The following is a 24,658-nucleotide window of genomic DNA, read 5'->3' on the forward strand; positions in this document are numbered from 1 at the left end:
ATCATGGCCCCATGCCCGGTGAACTGCCCCTCCGCTCCAGCGCCGTCCCGGTGGTGGTCGACGGCTTCCAGCGCCGGTCGGTCCCGGAGCTGGACGGGCTGACATCGGGCGGGGTGGTCCTCTCCGGCCTCGGCGGCGTCGGCAAGACCCAGACGGCGGCCGAGTACGCGAATCGGCTGTGGTCGGCGGGCGAGGTCGACCTGGTCGGCTGGGTGACCGCGACGAGCCGCACGAGTGTGCTCAGCGGCCTGGCCGAACTCACCGGTAGCCCCACCGGCGACGCCAGCCTGGACGCCCGCCGCTTCCTGGACTGGTGTGGCTCCACGACCCACCGGTGGCTGCTCGTCCTCGACGACGTCACCGACCCGGCCGACCTGGACGGGTTGTGGCCGCACACCGGCACGTCGGGTCGGCTGGTGGTGACCACGCGGCGCAACGAACCATCCCTGCGCAGCGCGGACCGTCGACTGATGCCGCTGGCGGTGTTCACGCCGGACGAATCGACGGCCTACCTGACGGGCGTGCTCGGCGCCGACTCAGGCATCCCCGAACTGGCGGAACTGTTGGGGCACTTGCCATTGGCGCTGAGCCAGGCGGCGGCTTACCTGTCGATGGTGCCCGGCCTGACCTGCCGCGACTACATCGCCACTTGGCAACGAACCCTGGCCTCGCGGTTCCCGGAAAGCTGGGCGGGCCGGACCGTGGCGACAACGTGGTCGATCTCGGTCGACGCCGCCGACGAGTTGCCGCCGATGGGGTTGGCGCGGCCGGTACTGTCGGTGATGTCCTTGTTGGACCCCAACGGGATCCCACTGAGCGTGCTGACCTCGAAACCCATGCTGGACTACCTGTCCTCCGGTGGAGGTGAACCGGTCGACGCCGTGGCCGCCGCCCGCGCACTGGGAAACCTCCAGCGGCTGAACCTGATCAGCGTCGACGCGGACCACATCGCGCGCGTGCACGCCCTGGTGCAGCACGCGACCCGCGACCAGCTCCCGGGAGACGGGCTCGGCCGCCTCGCCAAGGTCGCCGCCAAGGCACTCACCTCCAGTTGGCCCAACGTGGAACGGGACACCGGACTGGTTCTACGGTTGCTCGGCAACACTCATGCCCTCTTCACCGTCGCGCCCGCCGAACTCTGGCGGTCGAACGCGTACCGGGTGTTGTTCCGCGCGGGGCTGAGCCTCAGCCAACTCGGGTTCACCGACACCGCGGTCGAGTACCACACCTCGCTGTACATGATGGCTCACGCCAATCTCGGCGTCGACCACCCGGACTCGCTCGTCGCCCGGCACGAGATCGCCCGCCTGCTCGGCGAGAAGGGCGACCACGGCGCGGCGGTCCAGGCGATGACCGAGTTGCTCGACGACCAACGACGCGTCCTCGGACCAGACCACCCGGCCACGCTGGCCACCCACTACAGCCTGGCCTACTGGCTGGGGATCGATGAGCCGACCACGGCGTTAGTGGAGTTGGAAGCGGTCCTCGACGACCGGGTCCGCGTGCTCGGTCCGGACCACCGGGACACCCTCACCACCCGCCACGAACTGGCCCGCTCACGCGGCCGAGCGGGCGATCCCGCCGCAGCGGTCAGGGATCTCACCGAGGTGCTGGCCGACCGGGTCCGCACCCTGCGGCCCGACCACCCGCACATCCTGGCCACCCGGCACAACCTCGCCCACTGGCAGGGCAAATCGGGTGACGTCGTGGCGGCCGTACTGGGGTTGGCCGGGGTGTTGGAAGACGAGATCCGGGTACTGGGGCTGAGAAACCCGCGAACCTGGTCGACCATGCACGATCTGGCGTACTGGTTGGCGGAAGCCGGATCCACCGACATCGCGGTCCGCGCCTTCCACGAGGTCCACGACCTCCGACTGGGCACACTCGGACCGGACCACCCCGACACCAAGCGCACCAGGGGCGAACTCGACCGACTGTCCACTGAGGACGGCTAGTCCGCCCCCCCGCCACCACCCTGCGGCTGCACGATGATGGCCACCGCACGGTCATCACTGGAGATGGCGGGGCCGGTTTGTTTGTTGACGGTGCCCGCGACGGCGATCTGGTTGGTCATCAGGTCGAGGCCGTCGACCTTGCCGAAGCCGTCCGGTGCGGCCAGGGTGACCTGGGGTTTGCCGGTGAAACTGCCGTCCGGGGCCTGCGGGATGTTCTGCAGGTTGCCCGCCGTCGCCATGGCGATCCAGACGAGTTCGGGGGTGGCGGCGCAGCCCGCGACGCCGGGGCGGTCGGGCCAGGTCCAGGCGGGGGTGCTCAGCGGCTTGCCCGCGACGACCTTGTACAGCACGTCGGCGGTGGCGCCCCGGTCGGTGACCCAGGTCTGCGTGCCGTCCAGCGAGGTGCAGATGCCGCCGGGGGCGTGCAGACCGGACGTGAGCACCAGGCTCTTGCCGGTCGTCGGCTTGCCGTCGGTGTTGAAGCGGAGCACCTTGCCCGCCAACGACGACTGATCGGCGGCGGCGGTCGGCGAACCCGCGTCGCCGGTGGCGAGGACGAGGGCGCCGCGTCGGTCCTGGGTCAGCGAGCCGCGATTGCCGGTGTGCGCGCCGCGCGGGATGCCGGTGAGGACGGGCTTGGCCGTGTCGTGCGGCGCGACCCGGACCACCCGGTTGTCGGTGGCGGTGGTGACGTAGGCGAAGACCAACTGGTCCTCGACGTAGTTCGGGGACAACGCCAGCCCGGTGAGGCCGCCGTCAGTGGCCGCGTCAACCGGGATGGTCGCGAACACCGTCGGCGCCTGGCCCTTGCGGACCATCAGAATCCGGCCGGTCTTGCGCTCACCGACCAACGCGGTGGGATTCGACCCGTCACCCGGCAACGCGGCCACCGCGACCACGGTGTCCAGACAAGTCGCCAACACCGCCGGGTTGAAATCAGTACACCCGTCCGGCGGCGGGATCTTCGTGGGCGTCCCGGTCGGCTGGGCGCCGCCACCCCCATCAGCCCCACCCGTATCCGGCTCCGGAGCGGCCTGCGGGGTCAACGGCACCTCCGGCTGCCAACTCGCCGCAGGCGGCTGCTCCGGGAACGACGCACACGAGGCCACGGCCAGCACCGCACACACCGCCGCGACCAGCCGGATCGGGGAACGCAACACGCCAGCCATGATTTCCCAGCGTACGGCGGGGGGCGTGAACCCGCCGTGAGCGGGGGGTTCTGCGCGTTGGGGGCTTCGGCTTCGGGGGCTTCCTCGACCTCGATGGTCTAACGGTGGGAGGTCACTATCAAGGGCGCCTGCGGCGTCGCTGCGCGATGGAGCGAGCTCCACCCTTGACAGCAACCTCCCACCGTTAGAGATGGCCTGTACGAGGAAGTGGGGGAAGTGCAGTCAGACGTGGGGCGCGGTGGTGTGGCTAGCTTCGGGAGTGGGTTTGTGCAGGTCACAGCAGATGTCGATGGACTGCGTGGACGGCGGCACCGTCTGGATCAACTTCGTAGGTCACGGCGATCACCACGGCCGTGATCCCTGACTTTCACCCGTCTCAGCGACAAGAGTTATCCACAGGGGGACGTCCCCGGCTGCCATTCCAAGATCTTTTGTCGCACCCGGCCGGTAGACTGGGCTCGGGGACGCCCCCCGGGAAGGGTGGGGGCTGGGGCGAAGCCGGTTGGCGTGAGGTGAGGCTGGACTCGTGGTGGCCAGCCTGCCCGGACGCTCGTGTTGCCTACCGTCTAGGTAGGGGTGACGGTCCAGGTGTTCACGCACGGCGGTGGTCGCGTGGTCCAGTGGGCCCCATAGAACCGTGTCGACGGCGCCCGTCGTGGCGGTCATGCTGCTTGTCCCCCACCAACGCCAAAGTACCCACCCGCCCAGATGGAAACACTATGAGTGTGGGTAGCGCATAAATTGTTCGGGTTAGATGGTCTGGTCGAGTGTCCTGGCGAGTTGCGCGAGGTCAGGGTTGGTGGGGTCGGCGCGTAGGGCGTCTGTGAGGAGCTCGCGGGTAGTGGGGTGGTTCTGGATCTGTTCTGGTGCGATCTGCAACGCCTCTTGCAGGGCGGAGGCCATGAGGGCGGGCGAACGTCGCTGGTTGTGTGCGCGGGCGATGTCGATCAGCAGTCGGGCGCGTCGCTCGGGGGACAGGTGGGATGGGTCGGTCTTGGCTGCCACGCGCAGCGCTCGGCCGGCGTCGCCGAGTTCTACGGCGACGTTGACCTCATGGAGCAGGACGTTGGTGGGGCCGAACTCGGTGTTGTGATCGTTGCGGTCGACCTTGAGCGTGCGGGCCAGCGCGGCGGCTTGGTCGAGGTAGCTGTACGCCTCGTCGCCCTCGTTGGCGCGGGCGGATACCACGGCGAGTTGGAGGTAGAGGGCGCCGGTCAGCGCGAGCGCTTCGTCGTCGCCGGATGCGACCAGCCGCGACAGGGCGGTGATCGCGGTCGTCGCGGTGCGCTTGGCCAGGTCGAGTTTGCGAGCACCCTGGAATACGATCGCCAAGCGGAACGCGCCCGCAGCCATCAAGAGGGGTTCGTCCGCGTCCTCAGCGGCCGAGATGGCTCGATCGACCGCAACCCAGGCCGCGCCGACCTCTCCGAGTTTCGACAGCACTCCTGCGGCCGCCTGATACGCCTTCGCTTTGGCGACACACATCCGACGCCGGTCCAAGCCTGCCGTCTTGCGGGTGGCGTACTCCAACTCGGGGATCAACGTGCCCAAGAGTTCGCTCAGGTTCTCGTACCGCGATCCGTGCGCGTGTTCCCACGCTTGATCGGCACTGCGCCCCAACCGCTCGACGTCCACCGGCGACACATCCGACAGCACAGCGTGGAGAGCGTCGCTCGAACACAACGCCAGACTCAACGACGTCGCAGCCTGAGGCCGAGCCGTCGCCGCGACGACGTTCGCTTCTGGCGCCAACTCGGCGAGCTCGATCTCCAGGGCCGCCGCGACCGCCTCCAGCACCGACATCCGATCGATGCGCCGCACACCCCGCTCAACCTGGCTCACCCAGCTCTCCGACCGGTTGAGCATCTTCCCGAGCTGCCCCTGCGTCAGCCCACGCTTCCCCCGCTCAAACGCGATCCGCCGACCCAGTGCCTTCTCGTCACCAGGGGACGACATCACACCCCCTTCCCGGTCAGCGACGTCAGGAACTCCACCCGGAAGTCCGTCAGGTACTGCACCCGCTCCGCCAGGAACCGCTTCGTGTGCGCCTGCTCCTCATGCACCCCGAACGCCGCCTTGTCCGCGTACACCTCGTAGAACACCCGGGACAACGGCGCGCCCGCCACCTCATGCACCGCGTAGACCAACGTCCCCGGCTCACCCGCGATGATCTGCGGCAACGTCTCAGCCACGAGCGTGTCGAACCCCTGCGCAGCCTGCTCGTCCCTCAGCTCGAACCGCACCACCAACGCCCACATGGCGCCTCCCCTCCTCAAGGTCGCACATATAGTACGTGCTCACACTCGGAGTGACAGGTCGCAAGGGGATGCCGCCTGCCCGAGGGGTGGGCAGGCGGCATCGAGGGTGGGGGGTTAGGCGCCGCAGCGGTCGAGGATCAGTTGGCGGACGCGTTTGGCGTCGGCTTGGCCGTTGGTGGCCTTCATGACGGCGCCGACGATGGCGCCTGCGGCGGCGTGTTTGCCGTCGCGGATCTTGACCGCGACGTCGGGTTGGGCGGCGAGGGCCTCGTCGACGGCGGCGGTCAGGGCCGAGTCGTCGGAGACGACCTTGAGGCCGCGGGTGGCCACGACCTGGTCGGGGTCACCCTCATCGGCCAGTACGCCGTCCACGACCTCGCGGGCGAGCTTGTTGGTGAGGGAGCCGTCGGTGACCAGGGCGATGACGCGGGCGACCTGGGTGGGGGTGATGGGCAACTCGGTCAGCTCGACGCCGCGGTTGTTGGCCTGTTGGGCCAGGTAGGACACCCACCAGGAGCGGGCGTCGGCGGGTGGGGCGCCCGCGGCGACGGTGGCGGCGACCAAGTCCAGGGCGCCCGCGTTGACCAGGTCGCGCAGTTCGAGGTCGGTGAGGGACCACTCGGCCTGGACGCGCCTGCGGCGCTCGGCGGGCGGCTCCGGCAGGGTGCCGCGCAGCTCCTCCACCCAGTCCCGCGCGGGGGCGATGGGGACCAGGTCGGGCTCCGGGAAGTACCGGTAGTCCTCGGAGGTCTCCTTGCGCCGACCGCCGCGGGTGGTGCCGGACGCCTCCTCGAAGTGCCGGGTTTCCTGCAGGATCGAACCGCCGGACGCCAACACGGCGGCCTGGCGGGTCATCTCGTAGCGGACGGCGCGTTCGACGCTGCGCAGCGAGTTGACGTTCTTGGTCTCGGTGCGGGTGCCGAACACCGTGGTGCCGCTGGGCATCAGCGACACGTTGGCGTCGCAGCGCAGCGACCCCTGGTCCATCCGCACGTCGGACACGTCGAGGGCCTTGAGCAGGTCGCGCAGGGTGGACACGTAGGCGCGGGCCACCTCGGGGGCGCGGGCGCCGGTGCCGGTGATCGTCTTGGTGACGATCTCGATCAGCGGCACACCGGCCCGGTTGTAGTCCAGCAGCGAGTGCTCGGCGCCGTGGATGCGGCCGGTGGCGCCGCCGACGTGCAGCGACTTGCCGGTGTCCTCTTCCATGTGGGCGCGCTCGACCTCGACCCGGACCACCTCGCCGTCGTCCAGGGTGACGTCCAGCCAGCCGTTGAACGCGATCGGCTCGTCGTACTGGGAGGTCTGGAAGTTCTTCGGCATGTCCGGGTAGAAGTAGTTCTTCCTGGCGAACCGGCACCACTCGGCGATCTCGCAGTTGAGCGCCAGCCCGATCCGGATGGCCGACTCGACGGCCACCGCGTTGACCACCGGCAGCGAGCCGGGCAGGCCGAGGCAGGTCGGGCAGACCTGGGTGTTCGGCTCGCCGCCGAAGGCGGTGGGGCAGCCGCAGAACATCTTGGTGGCGGTGGACAACTCCACGTGCACCTCGAGGCCGAGCACCGGGTCGAACCGGTCGACGACCTCGGCGTAGTCCATCAGCTCGGGGGTGGTCACTTGTCCCTCCGGTAGGCGCGCACGGCGATGAGCACGCCGGTGATGGCGACGATGATGCTGCCGATCGCGTTGGCCAGCACCAACTTGTCCTTGTCGGCCCGCGCGGTGGCGAGGCCGCGGGCGGCGCTCGTGGCGGCGGTGACCGAGCTGACCAGCCCGAACACGCTCTTGACCTTGCTCGATCCGGCCATCAGCGGCTGACCTCCAACTCCGGGACGCGGTGGATGAGCGGACCGCCCTGGGCGGCGTCGCGGGCGGCCTCGTAAGCGGCGGCGACCCGGTAGCCCCGGTGGTCCTGCAGTGCGGGCGACATGATCTGCAGACCGACCGGCAGGCCGTCGGACAGTCCACAGGGGACGGACAGGGCGGCGTTGCCCGCCAGGTTCGACGGGATGGTGCACAGGTCGGCGCGGTACATCGCCATCGGGTCCGCGGTGCGTTCGCCGATCTTGAACGCGGTGGTCGGCGTCGTCGGCGAGACCAGCACGTCGACCTTGGCGAACGCCGCGTCGAAGTCGCGCATGATGAGGGTGCGGACCTTCTGCGCGGAGCCGTAGTAGGCGTCGTAGTAGCCGGCGGACAGCGCGTAGGTGCCGAGCATGATGCGCCGCTTGACCTCGGCGCCGAAGCCCGCGGCACGGGTCAGCGACATGACCTCCTCGGCGCTGTGCGTGCCGTCGTCGCCGATCCGCAGGCCGTAGCGCATGGCGTCGAAGCGGGCCAGGTTGGACGATGCCTCACTGGGCGCGATCAGGTAGTACGCGGGCAGCGCGAGGTCGAAGCTCGGGCAGGAGACCTCGACGATCTCGGCGCCGAGGTCGCGCAACTGCTCGATGGCGGCGGTGAACGCGGCGGTGACGCCGGGCTCGTAGCCGTCACCGGCGAACTCGGTGACCACGCCGACCCGCACGCCCTTGAGGTCGCCCGTGGCACCCTCGCGGACAGCGGCAACGACCGGCGGCACCGGCGCGTCGATGGAAGTCGAGTCCAGCGGGTCGTACCCGGCGATGACCTCGTGCAGCAGGGCCGCGTCGAGGACGGCGCGCGCGCACGGGCCAGCCTGGTCCAAAGAGGACGAGAAAGCGACCAGGCCGTAGCGGGACACGGTGCCGTAGGTGGGCTTGACGCCGACGGTGCCGGTGACCGAACCGGGCTGGCGGATCGAGCCGCCGGTGTCGGTACCGATGGCCAGCGGCGCCTCGAACGCGGCCAACGCGGCCGACGAACCACCGCCGGAGCCGCCGGGGATGCGGTCGAGGTCCCACGGGTTGCGGGTCGGGCCGAACGCGGAGTTCTCGGTGGACGACCCCATGGCGAACTCGTCCATGTTGGTCTTGCCGAGGACCACCACACCGGCCCGCAGCAACCGCTGCGTGACGGTCGCGTCGTACGGCGGCTGCCAGTTCTCCAGGACCTTGGAGCCGCAGGTGGTGGGCGCCCCCTGCATGGCGAGCACGTCCTTGAGCGCCAACGGCACACCGGCCAGCGGCGACGCGGCGGGACGACCGGCGGCGACGTCGTCGTCGACGGCCTTGGCGGCCGCCAGCGCGCGCTCGGTGTCGACGTGCAGGAAGGCGTGCACCGCGTGGTCGACGGCGGCGATGCGGTCCAGGTGGGCCTGGGCGACCTCGACGGCGGACACCTCACGGGCCTGGACCTTGACGGCGATCTCCGCCGCGGTGAGCCGGGTCAGCTCGCTCATGCTTCCTCCCCCAGGATGCGCGGCACGCGGAAGCGGCCGTCCTCGGCCGCGGGGGCGCTCGCCAGCGCCTGCCGCTGGGTCAGCCCCGGACGGACCTGGTCGCGGCGGAACACGTTGGTCAGCGGCACCGCGTGCGACGTCGGTGGGATGTCCTGGTCGGCGACCTGCCCGACCTGGGCGACGGCGGCCACGATCTGGTCGAGCTGGCCCGCGAACAGGTCCAGTTCTTCTTCCGTGACGGCCAACCTGGCCAGGCGGGCGAGGTGCGCCACCTCGGCGCGGGAGATGCTGGGCACTCGACGGACCCCCGGGGGTGTCTTCTCGATTCGGACCCCGCGAGTCTATTTCGCGCGGTCCGCCCGCCACGAACGGGTTGTTCCAGGCGCGCCGCGGTGCTAAACCGGTGCCCGATCCCACGATCGGTGGCAGCCCGCGCGACCTGGCCGTGGTCTGCGACAATCAGCGGTCGGTCGGGATTGGGTGTGGGCAGGCAGGTCAACACCGGATCGGGTGTGGACGGGCTGGTCGACACCAGATCGGGTGTGGACGGGCTGGTCGACCCCAGATCGGGCGGCGACGGGTCAGTCGACACCAGATCAGGCGGCGGCAGGCATGTCGACACCAGATCGGGTGTGAGCAGGCGCGTCGATGCCGGATTGGGCGTGGGCAGGTCGGTTGGCACCGGATCGGGCGTGGACAAGGCTGTCAACGCCGGATCGGGCGTGGACGAGTCGGTTGACGCCGATTTGGGTGTGGACGGGCCGGCGACATCGGATCGGGCGTCGGCGGGTCGGTTGGCACCGGATCAGGTGTCAGCGGCACCGGTCAGCACCGGATCGGGCGTGGACAAGGCTGTCGACGCCGGGTTGGGTGTGGGCGGCTTTGGTGGCGTCGGGTTCGGCGTGGGCGGGCGTCGGTTGGGCGTGGGCGGCATCGTCCGCGCGAGGCAGCTAGTGCGGGAGGCGTTCGCCTTGTCGTTCCTGATCCGGGTCCAGCTCCCGGACAGCCCGGGGACCCTGGGCGCGGTCGCGACCGCCCTCGGTGCCATCGGCGCCGACATCCTCAGCGTGGACGTGGTGGAGCGGGCGGGTGGGGTCGCCATCGACGACCTGGTGATCGAACTGCCCGGCGGCAGGCTCCCGGACGTGCTCATCACCGCCGCCGAGTCCATCCCGGGGGTCGAGGTCGACGCGGTCCGCCCGTACGCCGGTGTGCTGGACACGCACCGCGAGCTGGAACTGGTCGAGGACGTGGCCGCCGACCCGGCCGACGGGCTGGCCATCCTGGCCGAGGGCGTGCCGAAGATCGTCCGCGCGGGCTGGGCGCTGATCGTGGCCGCGAGCGGCGACGGCGCGACCCGGCTGGCCGCCAGCACCGCCGCCCCGGACCTGCGGACCATCGACCTGCCGTGGATGCCGCTGGCCCGCGCCACGGTGCTCGACGGCGAGGAGTCCTGGGTCCCGGCGACCTGGCGCGAGTTGGGCACGGAACTGGCGGCGACACCGCTGGGCAAGCCGGAGCGGGTCATGCTGGTCGGCAGACCGGGCGGCCCGATGTTCCGCGCCGCCGAGGTCGCCCGACTGGCCCACCTGGCGGGCATCGTCGCGGTCGTCCTCCCGGACTGAAAGTTCACCCGGTCTGGTCAGCCCGGTCGACAGAACGGGCAGAACTGGTCGGACAGCGAACACAATGACTGACTACAAGCGTTGTGGAACCGGCTCGTCAAAGGTCGAGGGTGTACGCGATCAACAGGACGTCGGGGCCGGGGCGCCAGTCGCGGGTGGGGAGACGGGTGAAGCCGAGCCGTTCATAGAGGCGGTGGGCGGCGGTGAGGGCTTCCGGGCTGCACAGCACAACCCGTTCCAGGCCTAACTCCCTGGCTCTGTCGAACACGGCGCGCACCAGCAGTTCACCGATGCCACGACCACGCGCGGGCGGCGCGACGGCCAGCATCCGCAGTTCCAGTTCACCCGCTCGGGATATCTCGGCGAACGGGGTGCCGGGGAGGGCGACCGTGACCGTTCCGAGCAGACAGCCGTCGCGTTCGGCGGCGACCAGCAGTTCCGCCGACCGCAGCCGCGACTCGGCGTCGGCCAGGATGCCCGCGTAGCCGGAGCCACCGGCCCCAGTCGGGTACCCGACGGAGCGGTACGCCTCGACGGTCATCGCGCCGATCTTGCGGACCTCGTCCGACCGGGCCGGGCGCACCACCACGTCCGCCAGGTCAGTCACCTCTGCCACGCCACGCCTCCACGTTCGAGTTTCACCTGATTCGGTCAGGTCACCTGTCGGTCGGACGCGCGGGAACCCAGGCCGGGCACCGCCGAACACCCGGGTCGGCGCCCGGTCGCCCGCCCGGCGCGCCCACCGGTCCCGACCGACCGGCCCGACCGATCCCGCGGCCGTCGCCCCACCTCCCGCGACCGGCCGCCCGGCGCTCCCCAGACCGGCACCGGCGGACCACCCGCCCGACCCCCCGTCATCGCTTCCGTGCCACCACCCTGCCAAGCGAGCGCGGACCTGCCAACCACCCGGCACAGCGGTTTCGCGACGGATTCGCCCGCTGACCGTTGCCCGGTCACCCACCGCGCAGGCCCAGCATCACACGGATGGCCGAGCACGGAAGCGTTCCCCACACAGCTGTTCAGACAGGGCCACGCCACCCTCAGTCCTCAGCGGACTCGCCCGGCACGGCACGGACGTTCGGGTCGGTGCCCGCGTTCGGGTCCACGCCGCCACTCCGGATCAGCGCTCGCGTTCAGGTCGGTGCCCGCGTTCAACTCGGTCTCGGCGTTCGGGTCGGTGCCCGCGTTCGGGTTCGCGCAGTCACTCGGAATCAGCGCCTGCACTCAGGTCAACACCTCCGTCCGAGCCGACGCCGACGTTCAGATCAGCGCCGGCGTTCGGGTCGACATTCCCACCCAGATCGATGCCCGCAGCCGGCTCGGTCTCAGCGATCGAATCGGTCTCAGCGATCGGGTCCGCGCCGTCACACGAGATCAGCGCCCGCACTCAGGTCAACACCTCCGTCCGAGCCAGCACCTGCGTTCGGGGCGATGCTGGTATTCGGGTCAACGGTGCCACTCAGGTCAGCGCCCGCAACCGGCCCGATCTCAGCGATCGGGCTCGCGCCGTCACACGAGATCAACGCCCGCACTCAGGTCCGCACCTCCGTTCGGGTCGGCACCGGCATTCCGGTCGACGGTGCCACTCACCTTGGCGCCCGCAACCAGCCCGGTCTCAGCGACCGGGTCGGTGCCCGCGTTCTGATTCACGCCGTCACTCGGGATCAGCACCCGCACCCGGGTCAACACCCCGTCCGGATCCGTGCTGGCATTCGGATCGGTGCCGGCATTTCAGACGGTGCCACTCGAGTCGGTGCCCGGAGTCGGCTCGGTCTCAGCGGTCAGGTCGGTCTCGACGTTCAGATCGGTGCCCGCGTTCGGGTTCGCGCTGTCACTCGGGATCAGGGCCTGTAGTCGGGTCAACACCTCCGTTCGAGTCGGCGCCTGCGTTTGGCTCAGTGTCGGTGTTCGGGTCGGTGCTCGCGGTCGAGTCGGCGTCGGCGTCGGGGTCGGCATTGGGGTCGCCGATGGTGGCGATGGTGGTGGCGGCGTCGGGGCCGTCGGTGAGCAGTACGCGGAAGCCGTCTTCGTCGAGTACCGGGACCTTCAACTGGACGGCCTTGTCGTACTTGGTGCCGGGGGCGTCGCCGACGACGACGAACGCCGTCTTCTTGGACACCGAGCCGGAGGCCTTGCCGCCTCTGGACACGATGGACTCCTTGGCCTCGTCCCGCGAGTAGCCCGTCAGGCTGCCGGTCACCACGATGGACAGGCCCTCCAGGGTGCGTGGGGTGCCCTCGTCGCGTTCGTCGACCATCCGGACGCCTGCGTCGCGCCACTTGTCGACCACGTCGCGGTGCCAGTCGACGGCGAACCACTCCTCGACGGCGGCGGCGATGGTCGGGCCGACGCCTTCCGTGTCGGCGAGTTGCTGCTCGTCGGCGGCCTCGATGGCGGCCAGCGAGCCGAACTCGCGGGCCAGCGCCTGCGCGGCGGTGGGGCCGACGTGCCGGATCGACAGCGCCACCAGCACCTTCCACAGTGGACGGTCCTTGGCCGTCTCCAGGTTCACCAGCAGCTTGCGCCCGTTGGCCGAGAGCTCGCCCGCCTTGGTGCGGAACAGCTCGACCTCCATCAGGTCGTCCTCGGTGAGGCTGAACACGTCGCCCTCGTCGGTGAGCACGCCGGAGGACAGCAGCGCGCCCGCCGCCTCGTAGCCGAGGACCTCGATGTCGAACCCGCCGCGCCCGGCCAGGTGGAACAGCCGTTCCCGCAACTGCGCCGGGCAGGTGCGGGCGTTGGGGCAGCGGATGTCGGCGTCGCCCTCCTTCTCGTACCGCAGCGTGGTGCCGCACACCGGGCACTCGGTGGGCATCTCGAACTCGCGGGCGTCCGCCGGGCGGGCGTCGACGACCGGGCCGAGGACCTCGGGGATCACGTCACCGGCCTTGCGGATCACCACCCGGTCGCCGATCAGCACGCCCTTGCGCTTGACCTCGGCCGCGTTGTGCAGGGTGGCCATCTCGACGGTGGACCCGGCGACCTTCACCGGCTCCATGACGGCGTACGGGGTGACCCGGCCGGTGCGGCCCACGTTGACCCGGATGTCGAGCAGCGTGGTGGTCGCCTCCTCCGGCGGGTACTTGTAGGCGATCGCCCAGCGCGGGGCCCGGGAGGTGCTGCCCAGCCTGCGCTGCAGCACCACCTCGTCGACCTTGACGACCACGCCGTCGATCTCGTGCATTGCGTCGTGCCGGTGCTCGCCCCAGTACCGGATGTGCGCGGCCAACTCGTCGGCGGCGGTGAGCAGCTTCGTGTGCTCGGACACCGGCAGGCCCCACGCGGCCAGCGCCCGGTAGGCCTCGGACTGCGACGCCGGTTCGAAGCCGACCCGCTTGCCGAAACCGTGGCAGATCATCCGCAGCGCGCGGCTCGCGGTGACCTTGGGGTCCTTCTGCCGCAACGACCCGGCCGCGGTGTTGCGCGGGTTGGCGAACGGCGGCTTCCCCGCCTCGACCAGGCGGGCGTTGAGCTCGGTGAAGTCCTCGACCCGGAGGAACACCTCGCCGCGGACCTCGACCAGCTCGGGGATCGGGAACTCGGCGCTCTCGGCGAGCCGCTCGGGCACGTCGCGCATGGTGCGCACGTTGAGCGTGACGTCCTCGCCGGTGCGGCCGTCGCCCCGGGTGAGCGCCCGGGTGAGCCTGCCGCGCTCGTAGACCAGGTTGATCGCCAAGCCGTCGATCTTCAGCTCGCACAGGTAGTGCGCGGCGTCGCCGACCTCCTTGGTCACCCGGTCCACCCAGGAACCCAACTCGTCCAGGTCGAAGGCGTTGTCCAGGCTGAGCATCCGCTCCAGGTGGTCCACCGCGGCGAACTCGGTGGAGAAGCTGCCGCCGACCCGCTGGGTCGGCGACTCGGGGGTGACCAGCGCCGGGTGCCGCTCCTCGATGGCCTGCAGCTCGCGCAGCAACGCGTCGAACTCGCCGTCGGAGATCGTGGGCGAGTCGAGCACGTAGTAGCGGAACTGGTGGCCGAGCAGGTCCTCGGCCAGCGCGGCGTGCCGCTCCCGCTCCTCGGTGGGGACGTCTTCGATGCCCTCAATGCCCTCGGCGCCCTCGGCCTCGGTGCCGGTGGTCTGCTGGGGCAAGTCCTGGTCTGCGCTGGTCACAGGTCCACAGTAGCGAGCAGGACCGACAGTCCGCGTCGTCAGCCCGCCAGCCTGTGGACAACTTCGCGCAGCTCAAGCAGGTCGATGCTCTCGGCGGGTGGTTCCTCGGCGGTCTCCACCCGGCGGAGTCGGCGACCGGCCAGTCGCTCACCCAGCGTGGCGTCGAGCGGGAGGAAGGTCATCGCGGAGCGGGCCGCCGGGTCGAGCTCGCGCAGCAGCGGGTGGTACACGGCGACGTCCACGACACCCGCGTCCGCGTCGACCTGGACGTGCACGCGGATGTCGGCGAGGTGGACGCGGTGCGGGCCGAGGTTCACGGTGACCCCGGTCGGGTCTGGCACCGGTGGCACCGAGTCGTGGAACTCCCAGATCGCGTCGTCCGGTGGGGCCGCCGCCTTCCACGCGTCGGTGTGCGGGCGCAGCCTCGGGTCCTCTTGGCCGGATATGACCAGGGCGTAGATGGACCTGCCGCCGCGTTCGAGCGCGAAGTGCAGATCGGGGTGCAGGTCGGCGACGAGGTCGCAAAGCTGGTTCTCGACCCGGTGCGGTTCCCCTTCACCGAGCGCGGCGGCCACCTCGGGCAGCAGGACGTACCACCGCTCCCAGAAGCGTTGGGCCAAGACGGCCGGGGCTTCGGGGGGTGGTGGAACGCTCTTGCGGAACCAACCCATGCCGCCAATCTTGGCCTAGTCACTCAACGCCTAGTCACCGCGCATGGCAGCGGTGAGGACGTCGTGGTTGAGACGGGCGATGGTGGACAGCGGGATTCCCTTGGGGCACACGGCCGTGCATTCGCCGGTGAGGGTGCACCCGCCGAAGCCGAGGTCGTCCTGGGTTTCGACCATTGTCCTCGCGCGGGTGAAGCGCTCGGGTTGGCCCTGCGGCAAGGCGCCGAGGTGGGTTGTCTTGGCCGCGGTGAACAGCATTGACGAGCCGTTGGGGCAAGCCGCGACACACGCGCCGCAACCGATGCACGCGGCGGCCTCGAACGCGGTGTCCGCGTCGGGTTTGGCCACCGGCAACGCGTGCGCGTCCGGGGCCGCTCCGGTTCTTGTCGAGATGTAGCCGCCTGCCTCGATGACGCGGTCGAGTGCGGATCGATCGACGACGAGGTCCCTGACGACCGGGAACGGCGCTGCCCGCCACGGTTCGATGACGATCGGTCTGGCGGGGTCGAACTGGCGCATGTGCAGTTGACAGGTCGTGGTGGCCTTACCGGGGCCGTGCGCGACACCATCGATCATGACGCCGCAGGCTCCGCAGATGCCTTCGCGGCAGTCGTGGTCGAACGCGACAGGGGCGTCCCCGGCGAGTTGCAGGCGCTCATTGAGCACATCGAGCATTTCCAGGAAGGACATGTCGGGCGTGACGTCGTCCACCTCGTACTCGACGAGGCTGCCGGTGGCCGTTGGGCCTGTCTGCCGCCAAACCCGCAGCGTGTACTTCACTTGTAGCTCCTCACTGTGGGCCGGACGGCCTCGAAGCGCAGGTGTTCGTGGTGCAGCACGGGTGGTTCGCCGACGCCGGTGAACTCCCACGCGGCCACATACGCGAAGTGGTCGTCGTCACGGCGGGCGTCGCCATCGGCGGTCTGGCTCTCCACGCGGAAGTGGCCGCCGCAGGACTCCGTGCGGTGCAGCGCGTCCACGCACATCAACTCGGCCAGTTCCAGGAAGTCGGCCACCCGCCCTGCCTTCTCCAGGGCCTGGTTGAGTTCAGCACCGGAGCCGGTCACCTTCACTCGTCGCCAGAACTCTTCGCGGAGCGAGGGGATGCGGTCGAGGGCCTTGTGCAGGCCCTCCTCGGACCGTTCCATGCCGCAAAGGTCCCACATGAGCCTGCCCAGTTCACGGTGGAAGGACTCCGGGGTGCGGTCACCGTCGATGGACAACAGCGTCGTGACCAGGTCGCGGACAGCGCTCTCCGCCTCGCTTACCGCGTCGGCGCCAACCGGACCGAAGGGGCCGTCGGCGAGGTAGTCACCGATGACGGCGGGTAGCACGAAGTAGCCGTCCGCGAGCCCTTGCATGAGGGCGCTCGCCCCGAGCCGGTTGGCACCGTGGTCGGAGAAGTTGGCCTCACCGATGACGAACAACCCTGGGATGGTGGCTCGCAGGTCGTAGTCGACCCACAGGCCACCCATGGTGTAGTGCACGGCGGGATAGATGCGCATCGGGACCTGGTAGGGATCTTCATCGGTGATGCGTTGGTACATCTCGAAAAGGTTGCCGTATCGGGCGGCGACGCTCGCCCGGCCAAGACGCTCGATGGCATCGGCGAAGTCGAGGTACACGCCGAGCCCACCGGGCCCGACTCCCCTACCGGCGTCGCACACCGCTTTCGCCGCGCGTGACGCGATGTCCCTGGGGACTAGGTTGCCGAAGCTCGGGTACATCCGTTCCAGGTAGTAGTCCCGCTCGTCTTCGGGAATCCGGTTGGGCGGCCTGTCGTCCCCGGCTTGAACCGGTACCCACACGCGGCCGTCGTTGCGGAGGGACTCGCTCATCAGCGTCAGCTTCGACTGGTGGTCGCCACTGACCGGGATGCACGTGGGGTGGATCTGGGTGTAGCAGGGGTTGGCGAAGAGGGCGCCGCGCTTGTGCGCCCGCCAGATCGCGGTGGTGTTGCAGCCCTTGGCGTTGGTGGAGAGGTGGAACACGTTGCCGTAACCGCCGGTGGCGAGCACTACCGCGTCGGCCAGGTGCGTGGAGATCTCGCCGGTGACGAGGTCGCGCACCACCACGCCCCGAGCGCGGCCATCGGCGACCACCAGGTCGAGCATCTCGGTACGCGGGTGTGACCGGACGGTCCCGGCGTGAATCTGCCGCGCAAGCGCTTGATACGCGCCGAGCAGCAGTTGCTGACCGGTCTGCCCGCGCGCGTAGAACGTTCGCGACACCTGCGCGCCACCGAACGACCTCGTGTCAAGCAGGCCGCCGTACTCGCGCGCGAACGGGACGCCTTGGGCCACGCACTGGTCGATGATGCTGGTGCTGACCTCGGCGAGCCGGTGCACGTTGGACTCACGCGAGCGGAAGTCACCGCCCTTGATGGTGTCGTGGAAGAGGCGGTGCACGCTGTCGCCGTCGCCCGCGTAGTTCTTGGCCGCGTTGATGCCGCCTTGCGCGGCAATGCTGTGCGCTCGCCGGGGACTGTCCTGGTAGCAGAAGGACAGCACGTTGTAGCCGAGTTCTCCGAGGGTCGCCGCGGCCGAACCCCCGGCTAAACCGGTGCCGACGACGACAACCGTCAACTTGCGCCGATTGGCCGGATTCACCAGGCGGGCCGCGAACCGCCGTCGCTCCCACCGCGTCTCCAGCGGCCCCGCCGGGGCCCGGGTGTCGGCGATCGGGTCACCTTCTCGGTACGACATGGTGGTCACCTCACGATTCCGAAGAGGACGGCGTAGGGCACGGACAGGAACCCGATCGTGATGACCAGCGCCACGACCAGGGCGGCAGCGGCGGAGCGTGACGGGGCCCGGCCGAGGCTGCGCAGCCCGCTCCACAGGCCGTGCCGCAGGTGGAACCCGAGGGCGACAACGGCGAGCGTGTACGCCGCGACCACATACCAGTGCCGGAAGTCGGCGACGACGTTCGCGTGGATCTGGCCATCGACACCGTGCGGGTTGAGCACGCCCGCGGTGAGGTCCAGCAGGTGGTAGCCCACGAACAGGGCAATGATCACACCGCCCCAGCGCATCGTCCGCGCCGCGTAGCCGCCCTGCGCCCTGGGGCGCTTCGCGTAGCCGACCGGTCTCGCCCTCGCGGACCGGCGGGCGAGTTGGATCGCGGCCGTCATGTGCAGGACCACGGCGAGCACCAAGACCGCGCGGATCACCCACACGAGACCGCCGTAACCCAGGACGGGGGCGAGGAGCCGCCGGAGGAACACACCGTAGCCGTCGATGTCGCCGAAGAAGATCGTCAGGTTGCCGATCATGTGCGCGAGGAGGTAGCCGAACAGGATCGCGCCGGTGACCGCCATCACGGCCTTCTTGCCCACGGTGGACGCCCACAGCCGCCGTGGGAACCCTTGCGCCACCGGCTTTTCCGGCCGCACCGGGGCCGGGCTGGTCACTGCCATGCGGCCACGGTAGGAGCGCCTGGGACGAGTCGTCCAATACATGAATCGGCTCGTGTCGATAGCCTGGAACTATGCCAAGCTGACAGCGTGACGCTGCAGCAACTGGTGTACTTCCTGGCCGTCGCGGAAACCCGGCACTTCACCCGCGCCGCCCGACGGGCACATGTGGCGCAGCCCTCACTGAGCAAGCAGATCCACAGCCTGGAGACCGAGCTCGGCGCGCCGCTGTTCAGCCGGGCTCGCGGCAACGTGGCGCTGACCGCCGCGGGCGAGGCGCTGCTGCCGATCGCCCGGCGCATCCTGTCCGATGTGGACTCCGCCCGGCTGGAGGTGGCCGAGCTGGTCGGTCTCCGACGCGGCCGGATTCGCCTCGGCGCGACACCGAGCGTGTGTGTGGGTGTGCTCGCCGACGTGCTGCGGCGCTACCGGGACCGGTATCCCGGCATCCAGTTGGAGGTCGAGGAAAGCGGTTCGGGCGACCTCACCACAGCGCTGCTCGGCGGCGCGCTGGACTTGGCATTGGTCATCGTTCCGCCGCAAGGGGTCGAGACAGCGCTAACGATGACACCGGTGCTGCGCGAGCATCTTGTGGTCGCCTCGTCGGTGAACGCGCCCGAGCTACCGGCGAAGGTAAGACTGGAATCGTTGCGCGACCACCAGATGGTCATGTTCCGACAGGGCTACGACCTCCGCGAGACCACCTTGCACGCGTGCCGAGAGGCGGGATTCGAACCCAAGCTCGCCGTACAAGGTGGGGAGATGGACGCGGTTCTGCGGTTCGTGGAGGCCGGGCTCGGGATCGCCGTAGTGCCCAGCCTGGTGCTACCGGGCCGCCCGGGGCTACGCGCGACTCCACTCGCAGGTGCACCCCTGCGCCGGACGATCGGGTTGGCGCACCGCACGGACACACCGCCCACGGCCGCTGCTCGGGCTTTCCGCTCAACCTTGCTCGACCACATCGACGCACTCGTGGCCGCGAACGCCCTACCCCCGGGAGTGGAACCACTCCGCTAAGAGCCACCGGTAGCGGCAACGGGCTCTAGTGGTTCGGCGGGGTCGCCTGCCACGCCTGGCCGAAGTGTCGGATCAGCGGTGGGTAGACGACCAGGTGTCTGAACGGCGCGATGGCCTTCATGTAGGCCTGTCCCAGTCTGCCGTTCGGTTTGACCAGTACGGCCATCTGGCCCCGGTAGCGGCCGGTGCCGTCGGGGACCCAGGCCAGGTGCATGACCGCGTGCACCGTCCGGTTGGCGATCTCGGCCGCCCATTCGGTCTCGGTCAGGTAGACGGAGGTGAAGGGGCGGTTGGCGAAGGTGGGGCCCGGTGGCGCGGCCAGCAGGTCGGCGGGCAGCCGCTCGCGCAACGTCGCCACTCGGGAGCCGACGCCGGAGTCCGGGGCGTCCCAGCCGAACCACGCGCCCAACCCGCGGCGGATCGCGACCAGCGCACGGGCGAACCGGGAGGGGGTGTCGGCGGAGTCGCGGTCCGCGGCGAGCCGCACCAGGCGGGGAAAGTCCTCGACGCCGCCGGGGGTGGGTAGTGCCCAGACATCCTCAAGGTGGAAGTCGGGGGCGAGCTCGTGGATGCGCCACGGCTGACGGGTGTGCGCGGTGTCGGGGAGCCTCATGTCGTTGTCCCTACCAGCCTTCCGGGGGCTCGACGAAGGCCTTGCCGATGTCCCGGGTCAGCGAGATCGCGCGGCGGGCCCAACTGGTCGTCGCGCCGGCGAGTCCGCAGGTCGGGGTCGCCACCGCCCGTTCGGCGAGGAAGGCGCGGTTGAAGCCGAGGCGGTCGACCAGCCGGAGCGCGGGCTCGGCGGCCTGGCGGAGGGAGACCGGCCTGCCCGGATCGGTGCTCGGCACCACCCCGAGGAACAGCACCGCTCCCCCGTCCCAGACCTCGCCCACCTCGTCCAACTGCTCGGACCTCAGCAGCGTCACGTCCAACGCGATCGCGTCCGCCCCGGCCTGCTGGAGCAGGCGCAACGGGGCGTTGGGGGCGCAGCAGTGCACGACCACCGGCTGGTTGGTCGCCGCCTTGACCGCACTGACGACGGTGGCCAGGATCTCCCGGGCCTCCGGCTCGGCCACCGCGGGCACCGTGCCGTAACCCGATGGGGTGGGAATCGCGCCCGCGAGGACCATGGGCAGGCTGGGTTCGTCGAGCTGCACGACGACCTCGGTCCCGGTTCGCCGCCGCACCTCCGCGACGTGCCGGGACAGGCCCTCGGCCAGCGAGTCGGCAAACTCGCGCAGGGCGCCCCGGTCGGTGAGGACCTTGTGCCCGCGGGGCAGCTCGACCCCCGAGGTGAGCGTCCACGGGCCTGCCGCCTGCACCTTGAGCAGGGCGGGCGGCGTGCCCAGGCGCTCGACGGCCTCCTCGACGGCGTCGAGGTCCCAGCGGATCAGGTCGGTGGCTCGACGGTGGTCGATGCCGGGTCGAGCCGTGACCCGGTAACCCGACGGCACTACCTCGATCGGTAGGTCCACCAGCAACGCGGCCGTGCGACCCAAGATGTCCGCACCGAGACCACGCGCGGGGAGCTCCGGCACATGCGGTAGGTCCGGCAGCTCACCGAGCACGGTGGCGGCGGCCTCCGCTGGGTCTGTCCCGGGCAGGGAACCGATCCCGGTGGCGGTACCGGGAGGCCAAGGTGCGGTGCTCACGGTCCGAGTCTGCTCGATCGTCTCGACCCGCCGCGCGGCGGGCTGCCCGGTTAGCATCGGCGGCTGTGGACCACAGCGACGTCGCCGCGGCGGCAGACCGGATCGCACCGCACATCAGGCGGACCCCGATCCTGCGGACCGAGGTGGACGGTCGGGCCGTTGTGCTGAAACTGGAACAGGTGCAGCGGACGGGGTCGTTCAAACTGCGGGGCGCGCTGAACGCGTTGCTCGGCGGTGAACTGCCCGCCGCCGTTGTCACCGCGTCGGGTGGGAACCACGGGCTCGCCGTCGCCACGGCCGCGCGGGTGCTCGACCTGCCCGCGACGGTCTACGTCCCCGTGCGGGCACCCGAGTCCAAGACCCGCCGGATCGAGGCAACCGGCGCCACGCTCGTCCGGCACGGGAACACCTACGCCGAGGCCTCCGCCGCCGCGCTCACCGAGGCCGCTGACACCCGCGCCCGGTACGTGCCCGCGTACGACGACCCCCTTGTCGTCGCCGGACAAGGCACCTGCGCCGCCGAATGCGTCGCCGAGGCGCCGGACATCGACACCTTCGTCGTCGCCGTGGGCGGCGGCGGGCTGGCGGCGGGCACGGTCCTCGGCGGCCGACGGCCGGTGGCGCTCGCCGAACCAGTCGGCTGCCAGGCCATGCACGACGCGCTCGCCGCCGGGACGCCGGTCGACTCGCCGGTCTCCTCCGTCGCCTCCTCGGCCCTGGGTGCCACCCGGGTCGGCGCGCTGCCGTTCGACATCGTGCGCGGCGGCGCGGTGACCACCACCCTGGTGACCGACGCGGAGATCCTGGCCGCGCGGGACCTGCTGTGGGACGAGTTCCGGCTCGCGGTGGAACCGGCGGGGGCCGTGCCGCTGGCCGCGTGGCGCACCGGTCGCGTCTCCGCCGCCCTCCCGTGCCTCATCCTGTGCGGTGCCAACAGCGACTGGACCGCGGGCTGACGCCACCGCCCACGCGGGCCAACCACACCCGGACGGCGGGTTCCTCTCTCGACAGCACCTTGCCCAACTGTTCCACCGCGGCAAGGCAAATCCCGGACGCGCTGCCCGAGGTGATGGTGACGACGGCACCGCGGTGGTGGCGCAGCGCGGGCAACGCCAACTGCGTAAGGGCGAACGGCGCGGTCACCGCGCGCTCGAAGGCCACGCGCAGGGCGGGTACGGGAAGGCAGGCGAGCACACCGGGTGGGTCCGGTGCGCCGATGTCGTGCACCACCAACGCCGCGCCGCCACGGGCGTCCGCGGCGGCGATGAGCCGGTCGCGGTGCGCGGGTTCGGTGATGTCGCCGGGGACTACAACCGTTTCGCGAGCGCCGGGGGTGTTGATCGCGCTGTCCGGCAATGGTTTCCCGGTGGCCGGGTCGCGGGCCGTGGTGACGACGGACCACCCGGCGGCGGCGAGGGCGCGCACGAGCTCGCGGGCGGCGCCGGTGACAATCGCGGTGGGCATGGGGTTTCTCCGTCCGTTGACCATCCGTCCGTTGAGTACCTGTTCGGGTCAACGGTAGGGAAAGGCTGCTGGGGTGCCATCGGACCCGAGGTGGGAGTTTTCTCCGACTTTGGTCCTAGGACTAGCGGTTTCGTCGGATGGGGTCGGTACCTTGGGGTCATGAGCGGGATTGGGGGGGATGGGCTGCGCGCTGTCAGCGCCGTCGTGGTGGCGGGGGCGACGCGGTTGTCCGCGCGCGGTGTGCTGCGGGTGGTTCTCTCCTCCGCGCGCGGGTTGGTCGGCGCGCGCTACGCGGGTGGGTTCGTCGACGGGCGGTGGCTGACGATCGGGCCGGTGCCGCGCGGGCGGGTGCTGACCGGGCCGGACCCGGTGCGGCTCAACGGGATCCGGCCGGGTGAGCGGTTCGACTGGTGGCCTGCCGGGCATCCCGCGCCCGGCGAGTTCCTGTGCGTGCCCGTGTCCGACGGCGCCGAGGTGCTCGGCGAGCTCTACGTCGCCGACAAAACCGGCCCCGGTGGGTTCACCGCGCGCGATGAGGACGCGGTGGCGTTGTTGGCGGCGCAGGTGGCCGTCGCCGTGGTCACCGGGCGGTTGCGGGAGCGGGTGCGGGAGTTGTCGGTCGCGCGGGAGCGGGCCGGGGTGGCGCGCGAGGCGCACGGCGCGGTGCGCGAACAGGTGTTCGGGTTGCGGTTGGCCGCCGAGTCGGCCGGGTTGTTGGCGCGGCGGGACCCGGTGGCGGCGTACGGGCAGTGGGACGTGGTGCGCGGGCTGGCGGGCGCGGTCGCCGACGGGTTGGCGGCGGTGGCGGCGGGGTTGCGGCCGGTAGTCGCCCGCGACGGTCTGGCACCCGCGATCGGGACACAGGTGGCGCTGCTGGACCGGCTGCCCGGAGTGGACGTAGTGTTCCGCGGCGGCGCCGTGCCGCGGTTGGCGGCGCCCCAGGAGGAGGCGGTGTTGCGGGTGCTGCAGGAGGCGCTGCTCACCGCTGTTCGGCGGGCGCGGGCCCGGCGGGTCCGGGTGGAGCTGCGGGTCGAGGCGGGCGTGGTGGTGTTGGAGGTGGCCGACGACGGGGCGCGGGTGGGCGCCGGGGAGCGGGGCCTGGCGGCGCTGCGCGCACGGGTGGTGGCGGTGGGTGGCCTGCTGCGGGTCCACTCGACCGGGCCACGGGGGACGGCGCTACGGCTGGAGGTGCCCGGTGTGGACTGAGCTGATCAAGGTGCTGGTGGTCGACGATCACCCGGTGGTGCGGCACGGGGTGCGCACGTTCCTCGACCTGCAGGACGACATCACCGTGGTCGGTGAGGCCGGTGACGGGGCGTCCTGCGTCGTCGAGGCGCAGCGGCTGCGACCGGACGTGGTGGTGCTGGGGCTGCGGATGCCCGGCGCGGACGGGGTTTCCGCGCTCAACGCGCTGCGTGAGGCGGGGAACAAGGCGCGGGTGCTGGTCATCACCGGCGCCACCGAGCCGGTGGCGGTCGTGCCCGCCGTGCGCGCCGGGGTGGCCGGTTACGTCTGCCCGGATGTCGACCCGTTCGCGTTGGCCGTGGCGGTCCGGTCCGTGCACGCCGGGCACGTGCTGCTGCACCCCGCCGCCGCGCGGTTGTTGGCGGAGGGCGAGGCGCGACCGGGTGGTGCCGCGCTGACCACCCGGGAGCGGGAGGTGTTGGGCGAGGTGGCGCGCGGCAACTCGAATCGGGAGATCGCGCGGAAGCTGACCCTGTCGGAGAAGACGGTGAAGTCGCACATGACGGCGATCCTGGGCAAGCTCGGCCTGCACGACCGCACCCAGGCCGCGCTCTACGCGGTCCGCACCGGGTTGGTGGCGACCGGCAGCTAGCGGTCGGGTTCGCCGGGCGTGGCAACCCGGACCGTCGGGGCGGCGTCTTTTCCAGTGACACCCGGTTCTGGTTTCGGCGCGGGCACTTCTCGGCGCGAACACCGGATGGTCCGATCGTCGGATGGCACCGCGAACCCGAACTATTCACCGTGTGTATAGTGCGGTCGA

General features: G+C 70.7%; 24 protein-coding genes. 6 read left to right on the top strand and 18 right to left on the bottom strand.

From position 1 onward, the window contains the following. Positions 1-11 precede the first annotated feature (11 nt). Positions 12-1,955 (top strand): tetratricopeptide repeat protein, encoded by a 1,944-nt coding sequence (locus tag H504_RS0127575; RefSeq protein WP_026425423.1) that lies wholly within the window; start codon positions 12-14, stop codon positions 1,953-1,955. Here H504_RS0127575 and H504_RS0127580 read toward each other — a convergent pair. The 7 genes from H504_RS0127580 to gatC form a co-directional block, all read right to left on the bottom strand. Beyond that, positions 1,952-3,124 carry a PQQ-dependent sugar dehydrogenase gene (locus H504_RS0127580; RefSeq protein WP_026425424.1) on the bottom strand — a complete coding sequence of 391 codons (1,173 nt, stop codon included), beginning with the start codon at positions 3,122-3,124 and terminating at the stop codon, positions 1,952-1,954. The genes H504_RS0127575 and H504_RS0127580 overlap by 4 nt on opposite strands. 750 nt (positions 3,125-3,874) lie before the next feature. Beyond that, entirely contained in the window at positions 3,875-5,080 is a 1,206-nt protein-coding gene (locus tag H504_RS0127585) for a helix-turn-helix domain-containing protein (RefSeq protein ID WP_026425425.1), read from the bottom strand. Further along, positions 5,080-5,382 carry a putative quinol monooxygenase gene (locus H504_RS0127590; RefSeq protein WP_026425426.1) on the bottom strand — a complete coding sequence of 101 codons (303 nt, stop codon included), beginning with the start codon at positions 5,380-5,382 and terminating at the stop codon, positions 5,080-5,082. Before H504_RS0127590 ends, H504_RS0127585 begins: the two co-directional genes overlap by 1 nt. A 114-nt stretch (positions 5,383-5,496) precedes the next feature. Then, on the bottom strand, positions 5,497-6,999 hold the full coding sequence (gatB, locus tag H504_RS0127595; protein WP_281173673.1) for an Asp-tRNA(Asn)/Glu-tRNA(Gln) amidotransferase subunit GatB: 1,503 nt from the start codon (positions 6,997-6,999) through the stop codon (positions 5,497-5,499). After that, positions 6,996-7,190, bottom strand: a complete 195-nt coding sequence (locus tag H504_RS0127600) for a hypothetical protein (RefSeq protein WP_026425428.1) — start codon at positions 7,188-7,190, stop codon at positions 6,996-6,998. The genes gatB and H504_RS0127600 overlap by 4 nt, the downstream gene beginning before the upstream one ends. Further along, on the bottom strand, positions 7,190-8,701 hold the full coding sequence (gene gatA / locus H504_RS0127605) for an Asp-tRNA(Asn)/Glu-tRNA(Gln) amidotransferase subunit GatA (RefSeq protein WP_026425429.1): 1,512 nt from the start codon (positions 8,699-8,701) through the stop codon (positions 7,190-7,192). Before gatA ends, H504_RS0127600 begins: the two co-directional genes overlap by 1 nt. After that, positions 8,698-8,997 (bottom strand): Asp-tRNA(Asn)/Glu-tRNA(Gln) amidotransferase subunit GatC, encoded by a 300-nt coding sequence (gene gatC, locus H504_RS0127610; RefSeq protein ID WP_026425430.1) that lies wholly within the window; start codon positions 8,995-8,997, stop codon positions 8,698-8,700. Before gatC ends, gatA begins: the two co-directional genes overlap by 4 nt. A gap of 675 nt (positions 8,998-9,672) precedes the next feature. Here gatC and H504_RS0127615 point away from each other — a divergent pair. Further along, on the top strand, positions 9,673-10,326 hold the full coding sequence (locus H504_RS0127615; protein ID WP_026425431.1) for an ACT domain-containing protein: 654 nt from the start codon (positions 9,673-9,675) through the stop codon (positions 10,324-10,326). Positions 10,327-10,423: 97 nt separating this feature from the next. Here H504_RS0127615 and H504_RS0127620 read toward each other — a convergent pair whose 3' ends face one another. From H504_RS0127620 to H504_RS0127660, 8 genes are all read right to left on the bottom strand, one after another. Next, the gene (locus H504_RS0127620; RefSeq protein ID WP_026425432.1) at positions 10,424-10,924 is read right to left on the bottom strand and encodes a GNAT family N-acetyltransferase; all 501 of its coding nucleotides are present in this window, start codon (positions 10,922-10,924) and stop codon (positions 10,424-10,426) included. Positions 10,925-11,527: 603 nt separating this feature from the next. Next, positions 11,528-11,713, bottom strand: a complete 186-nt coding sequence (locus H504_RS0127625; RefSeq protein WP_026425433.1) for a hypothetical protein — start codon at positions 11,711-11,713, stop codon at positions 11,528-11,530. A gap of 122 nt (positions 11,714-11,835) precedes the next feature. After that, positions 11,836-12,003 (bottom strand): hypothetical protein, encoded by a 168-nt coding sequence (locus H504_RS41675; protein ID WP_157440660.1) that lies wholly within the window; start codon positions 12,001-12,003, stop codon positions 11,836-11,838. Positions 12,004-12,157: 154 nt separating this feature from the next. Continuing rightward, positions 12,158-14,371 (bottom strand): NAD-dependent DNA ligase LigA, encoded by a 2,214-nt coding sequence (gene ligA / locus H504_RS37305; RefSeq protein ID WP_425394086.1) that lies wholly within the window; start codon positions 14,369-14,371, stop codon positions 12,158-12,160. Between the two features lie 104 nt (positions 14,372-14,475). Beyond that, on the bottom strand, positions 14,476-15,108 hold the full coding sequence (locus tag H504_RS37310) for a hypothetical protein (protein WP_035306349.1): 633 nt from the start codon (positions 15,106-15,108) through the stop codon (positions 14,476-14,478). A gap of 30 nt (positions 15,109-15,138) precedes the next feature. Beyond that, the gene (locus H504_RS0127650) at positions 15,139-15,885 is read right to left on the bottom strand and encodes a succinate dehydrogenase/fumarate reductase iron-sulfur subunit (RefSeq protein WP_026425435.1); all 747 of its coding nucleotides are present in this window, start codon (positions 15,883-15,885) and stop codon (positions 15,139-15,141) included. After that, positions 15,882-17,810, bottom strand: coding sequence for a fumarate reductase/succinate dehydrogenase flavoprotein subunit (locus H504_RS0127655; protein ID WP_026425436.1), 1,929 nt, complete (start codon positions 17,808-17,810; stop codon positions 15,882-15,884). The genes H504_RS0127650 and H504_RS0127655 overlap by 4 nt, the downstream gene beginning before the upstream one ends. A 5-nt stretch (positions 17,811-17,815) precedes the next feature. After that, a complete protein-coding gene (locus H504_RS0127660; RefSeq protein ID WP_157440661.1) occupies positions 17,816-18,523 on the bottom strand; it encodes a succinate dehydrogenase cytochrome b subunit in 708 nt (235 codons plus the stop codon). An 87-nt stretch (positions 18,524-18,610) separates the two neighbouring features. On the opposite strand from H504_RS0127660, the gene H504_RS0127665 reads away from it, so the two are divergent. Further along, positions 18,611-19,537, top strand: coding sequence for a LysR family transcriptional regulator (locus tag H504_RS0127665; protein WP_026425438.1), 927 nt, complete (start codon positions 18,611-18,613; stop codon positions 19,535-19,537). A gap of 25 nt (positions 19,538-19,562) precedes the next feature. On the opposite strand, the gene H504_RS0127670 is transcribed toward H504_RS0127665, so the two are convergent. Then, a complete protein-coding gene (locus tag H504_RS0127670; RefSeq protein ID WP_026425439.1) occupies positions 19,563-20,150 on the bottom strand; it encodes a DUF2867 domain-containing protein in 588 nt (195 codons plus the stop codon). A 10-nt stretch (positions 20,151-20,160) separates the two neighbouring features. After that, positions 20,161-21,189, bottom strand: coding sequence for a methionine synthase (locus tag H504_RS0127675; RefSeq protein ID WP_026425440.1), 1,029 nt, complete (start codon positions 21,187-21,189; stop codon positions 20,161-20,163). A 65-nt stretch (positions 21,190-21,254) separates the two neighbouring features. On the opposite strand from H504_RS0127675, the gene H504_RS0127680 reads away from it, so the two are divergent. Then, positions 21,255-22,145 carry a serine/threonine dehydratase gene (locus H504_RS0127680; protein ID WP_026425441.1) on the top strand — a complete coding sequence of 297 codons (891 nt, stop codon included), beginning with the start codon at positions 21,255-21,257 and terminating at the stop codon, positions 22,143-22,145. Here H504_RS0127680 and H504_RS37315 read toward each other — a convergent pair. Beyond that, the gene (locus tag H504_RS37315) at positions 22,105-22,653 is read right to left on the bottom strand and encodes an SDR family oxidoreductase (RefSeq protein WP_051386316.1); all 549 of its coding nucleotides are present in this window, start codon (positions 22,651-22,653) and stop codon (positions 22,105-22,107) included. The genes H504_RS0127680 and H504_RS37315 overlap by 41 nt on opposite strands. A 159-nt stretch (positions 22,654-22,812) precedes the next feature. On the opposite strand from H504_RS37315, the gene H504_RS0127690 reads away from it, so the two are divergent. Both H504_RS0127690 and H504_RS0127695 read left to right on the top strand, forming a co-directional pair. Then, a complete protein-coding gene (locus tag H504_RS0127690; protein WP_026425442.1) occupies positions 22,813-23,859 on the top strand; it encodes a GAF domain-containing sensor histidine kinase in 1,047 nt (348 codons plus the stop codon). After that, entirely contained in the window at positions 23,849-24,490 is a 642-nt protein-coding gene (locus tag H504_RS0127695; RefSeq protein WP_026425443.1) for a response regulator, read from the top strand. Before H504_RS0127690 ends, H504_RS0127695 begins: the two co-directional genes overlap by 11 nt. Positions 24,491-24,658: the final 168 nt, after the last annotated feature.

This window comes from Actinokineospora inagensis DSM 44258, from assembly GCF_000482865.1.
Lineage (GTDB): Bacteria > Actinomycetota > Actinomycetes > Mycobacteriales > Pseudonocardiaceae > Actinokineospora > Actinokineospora inagensis.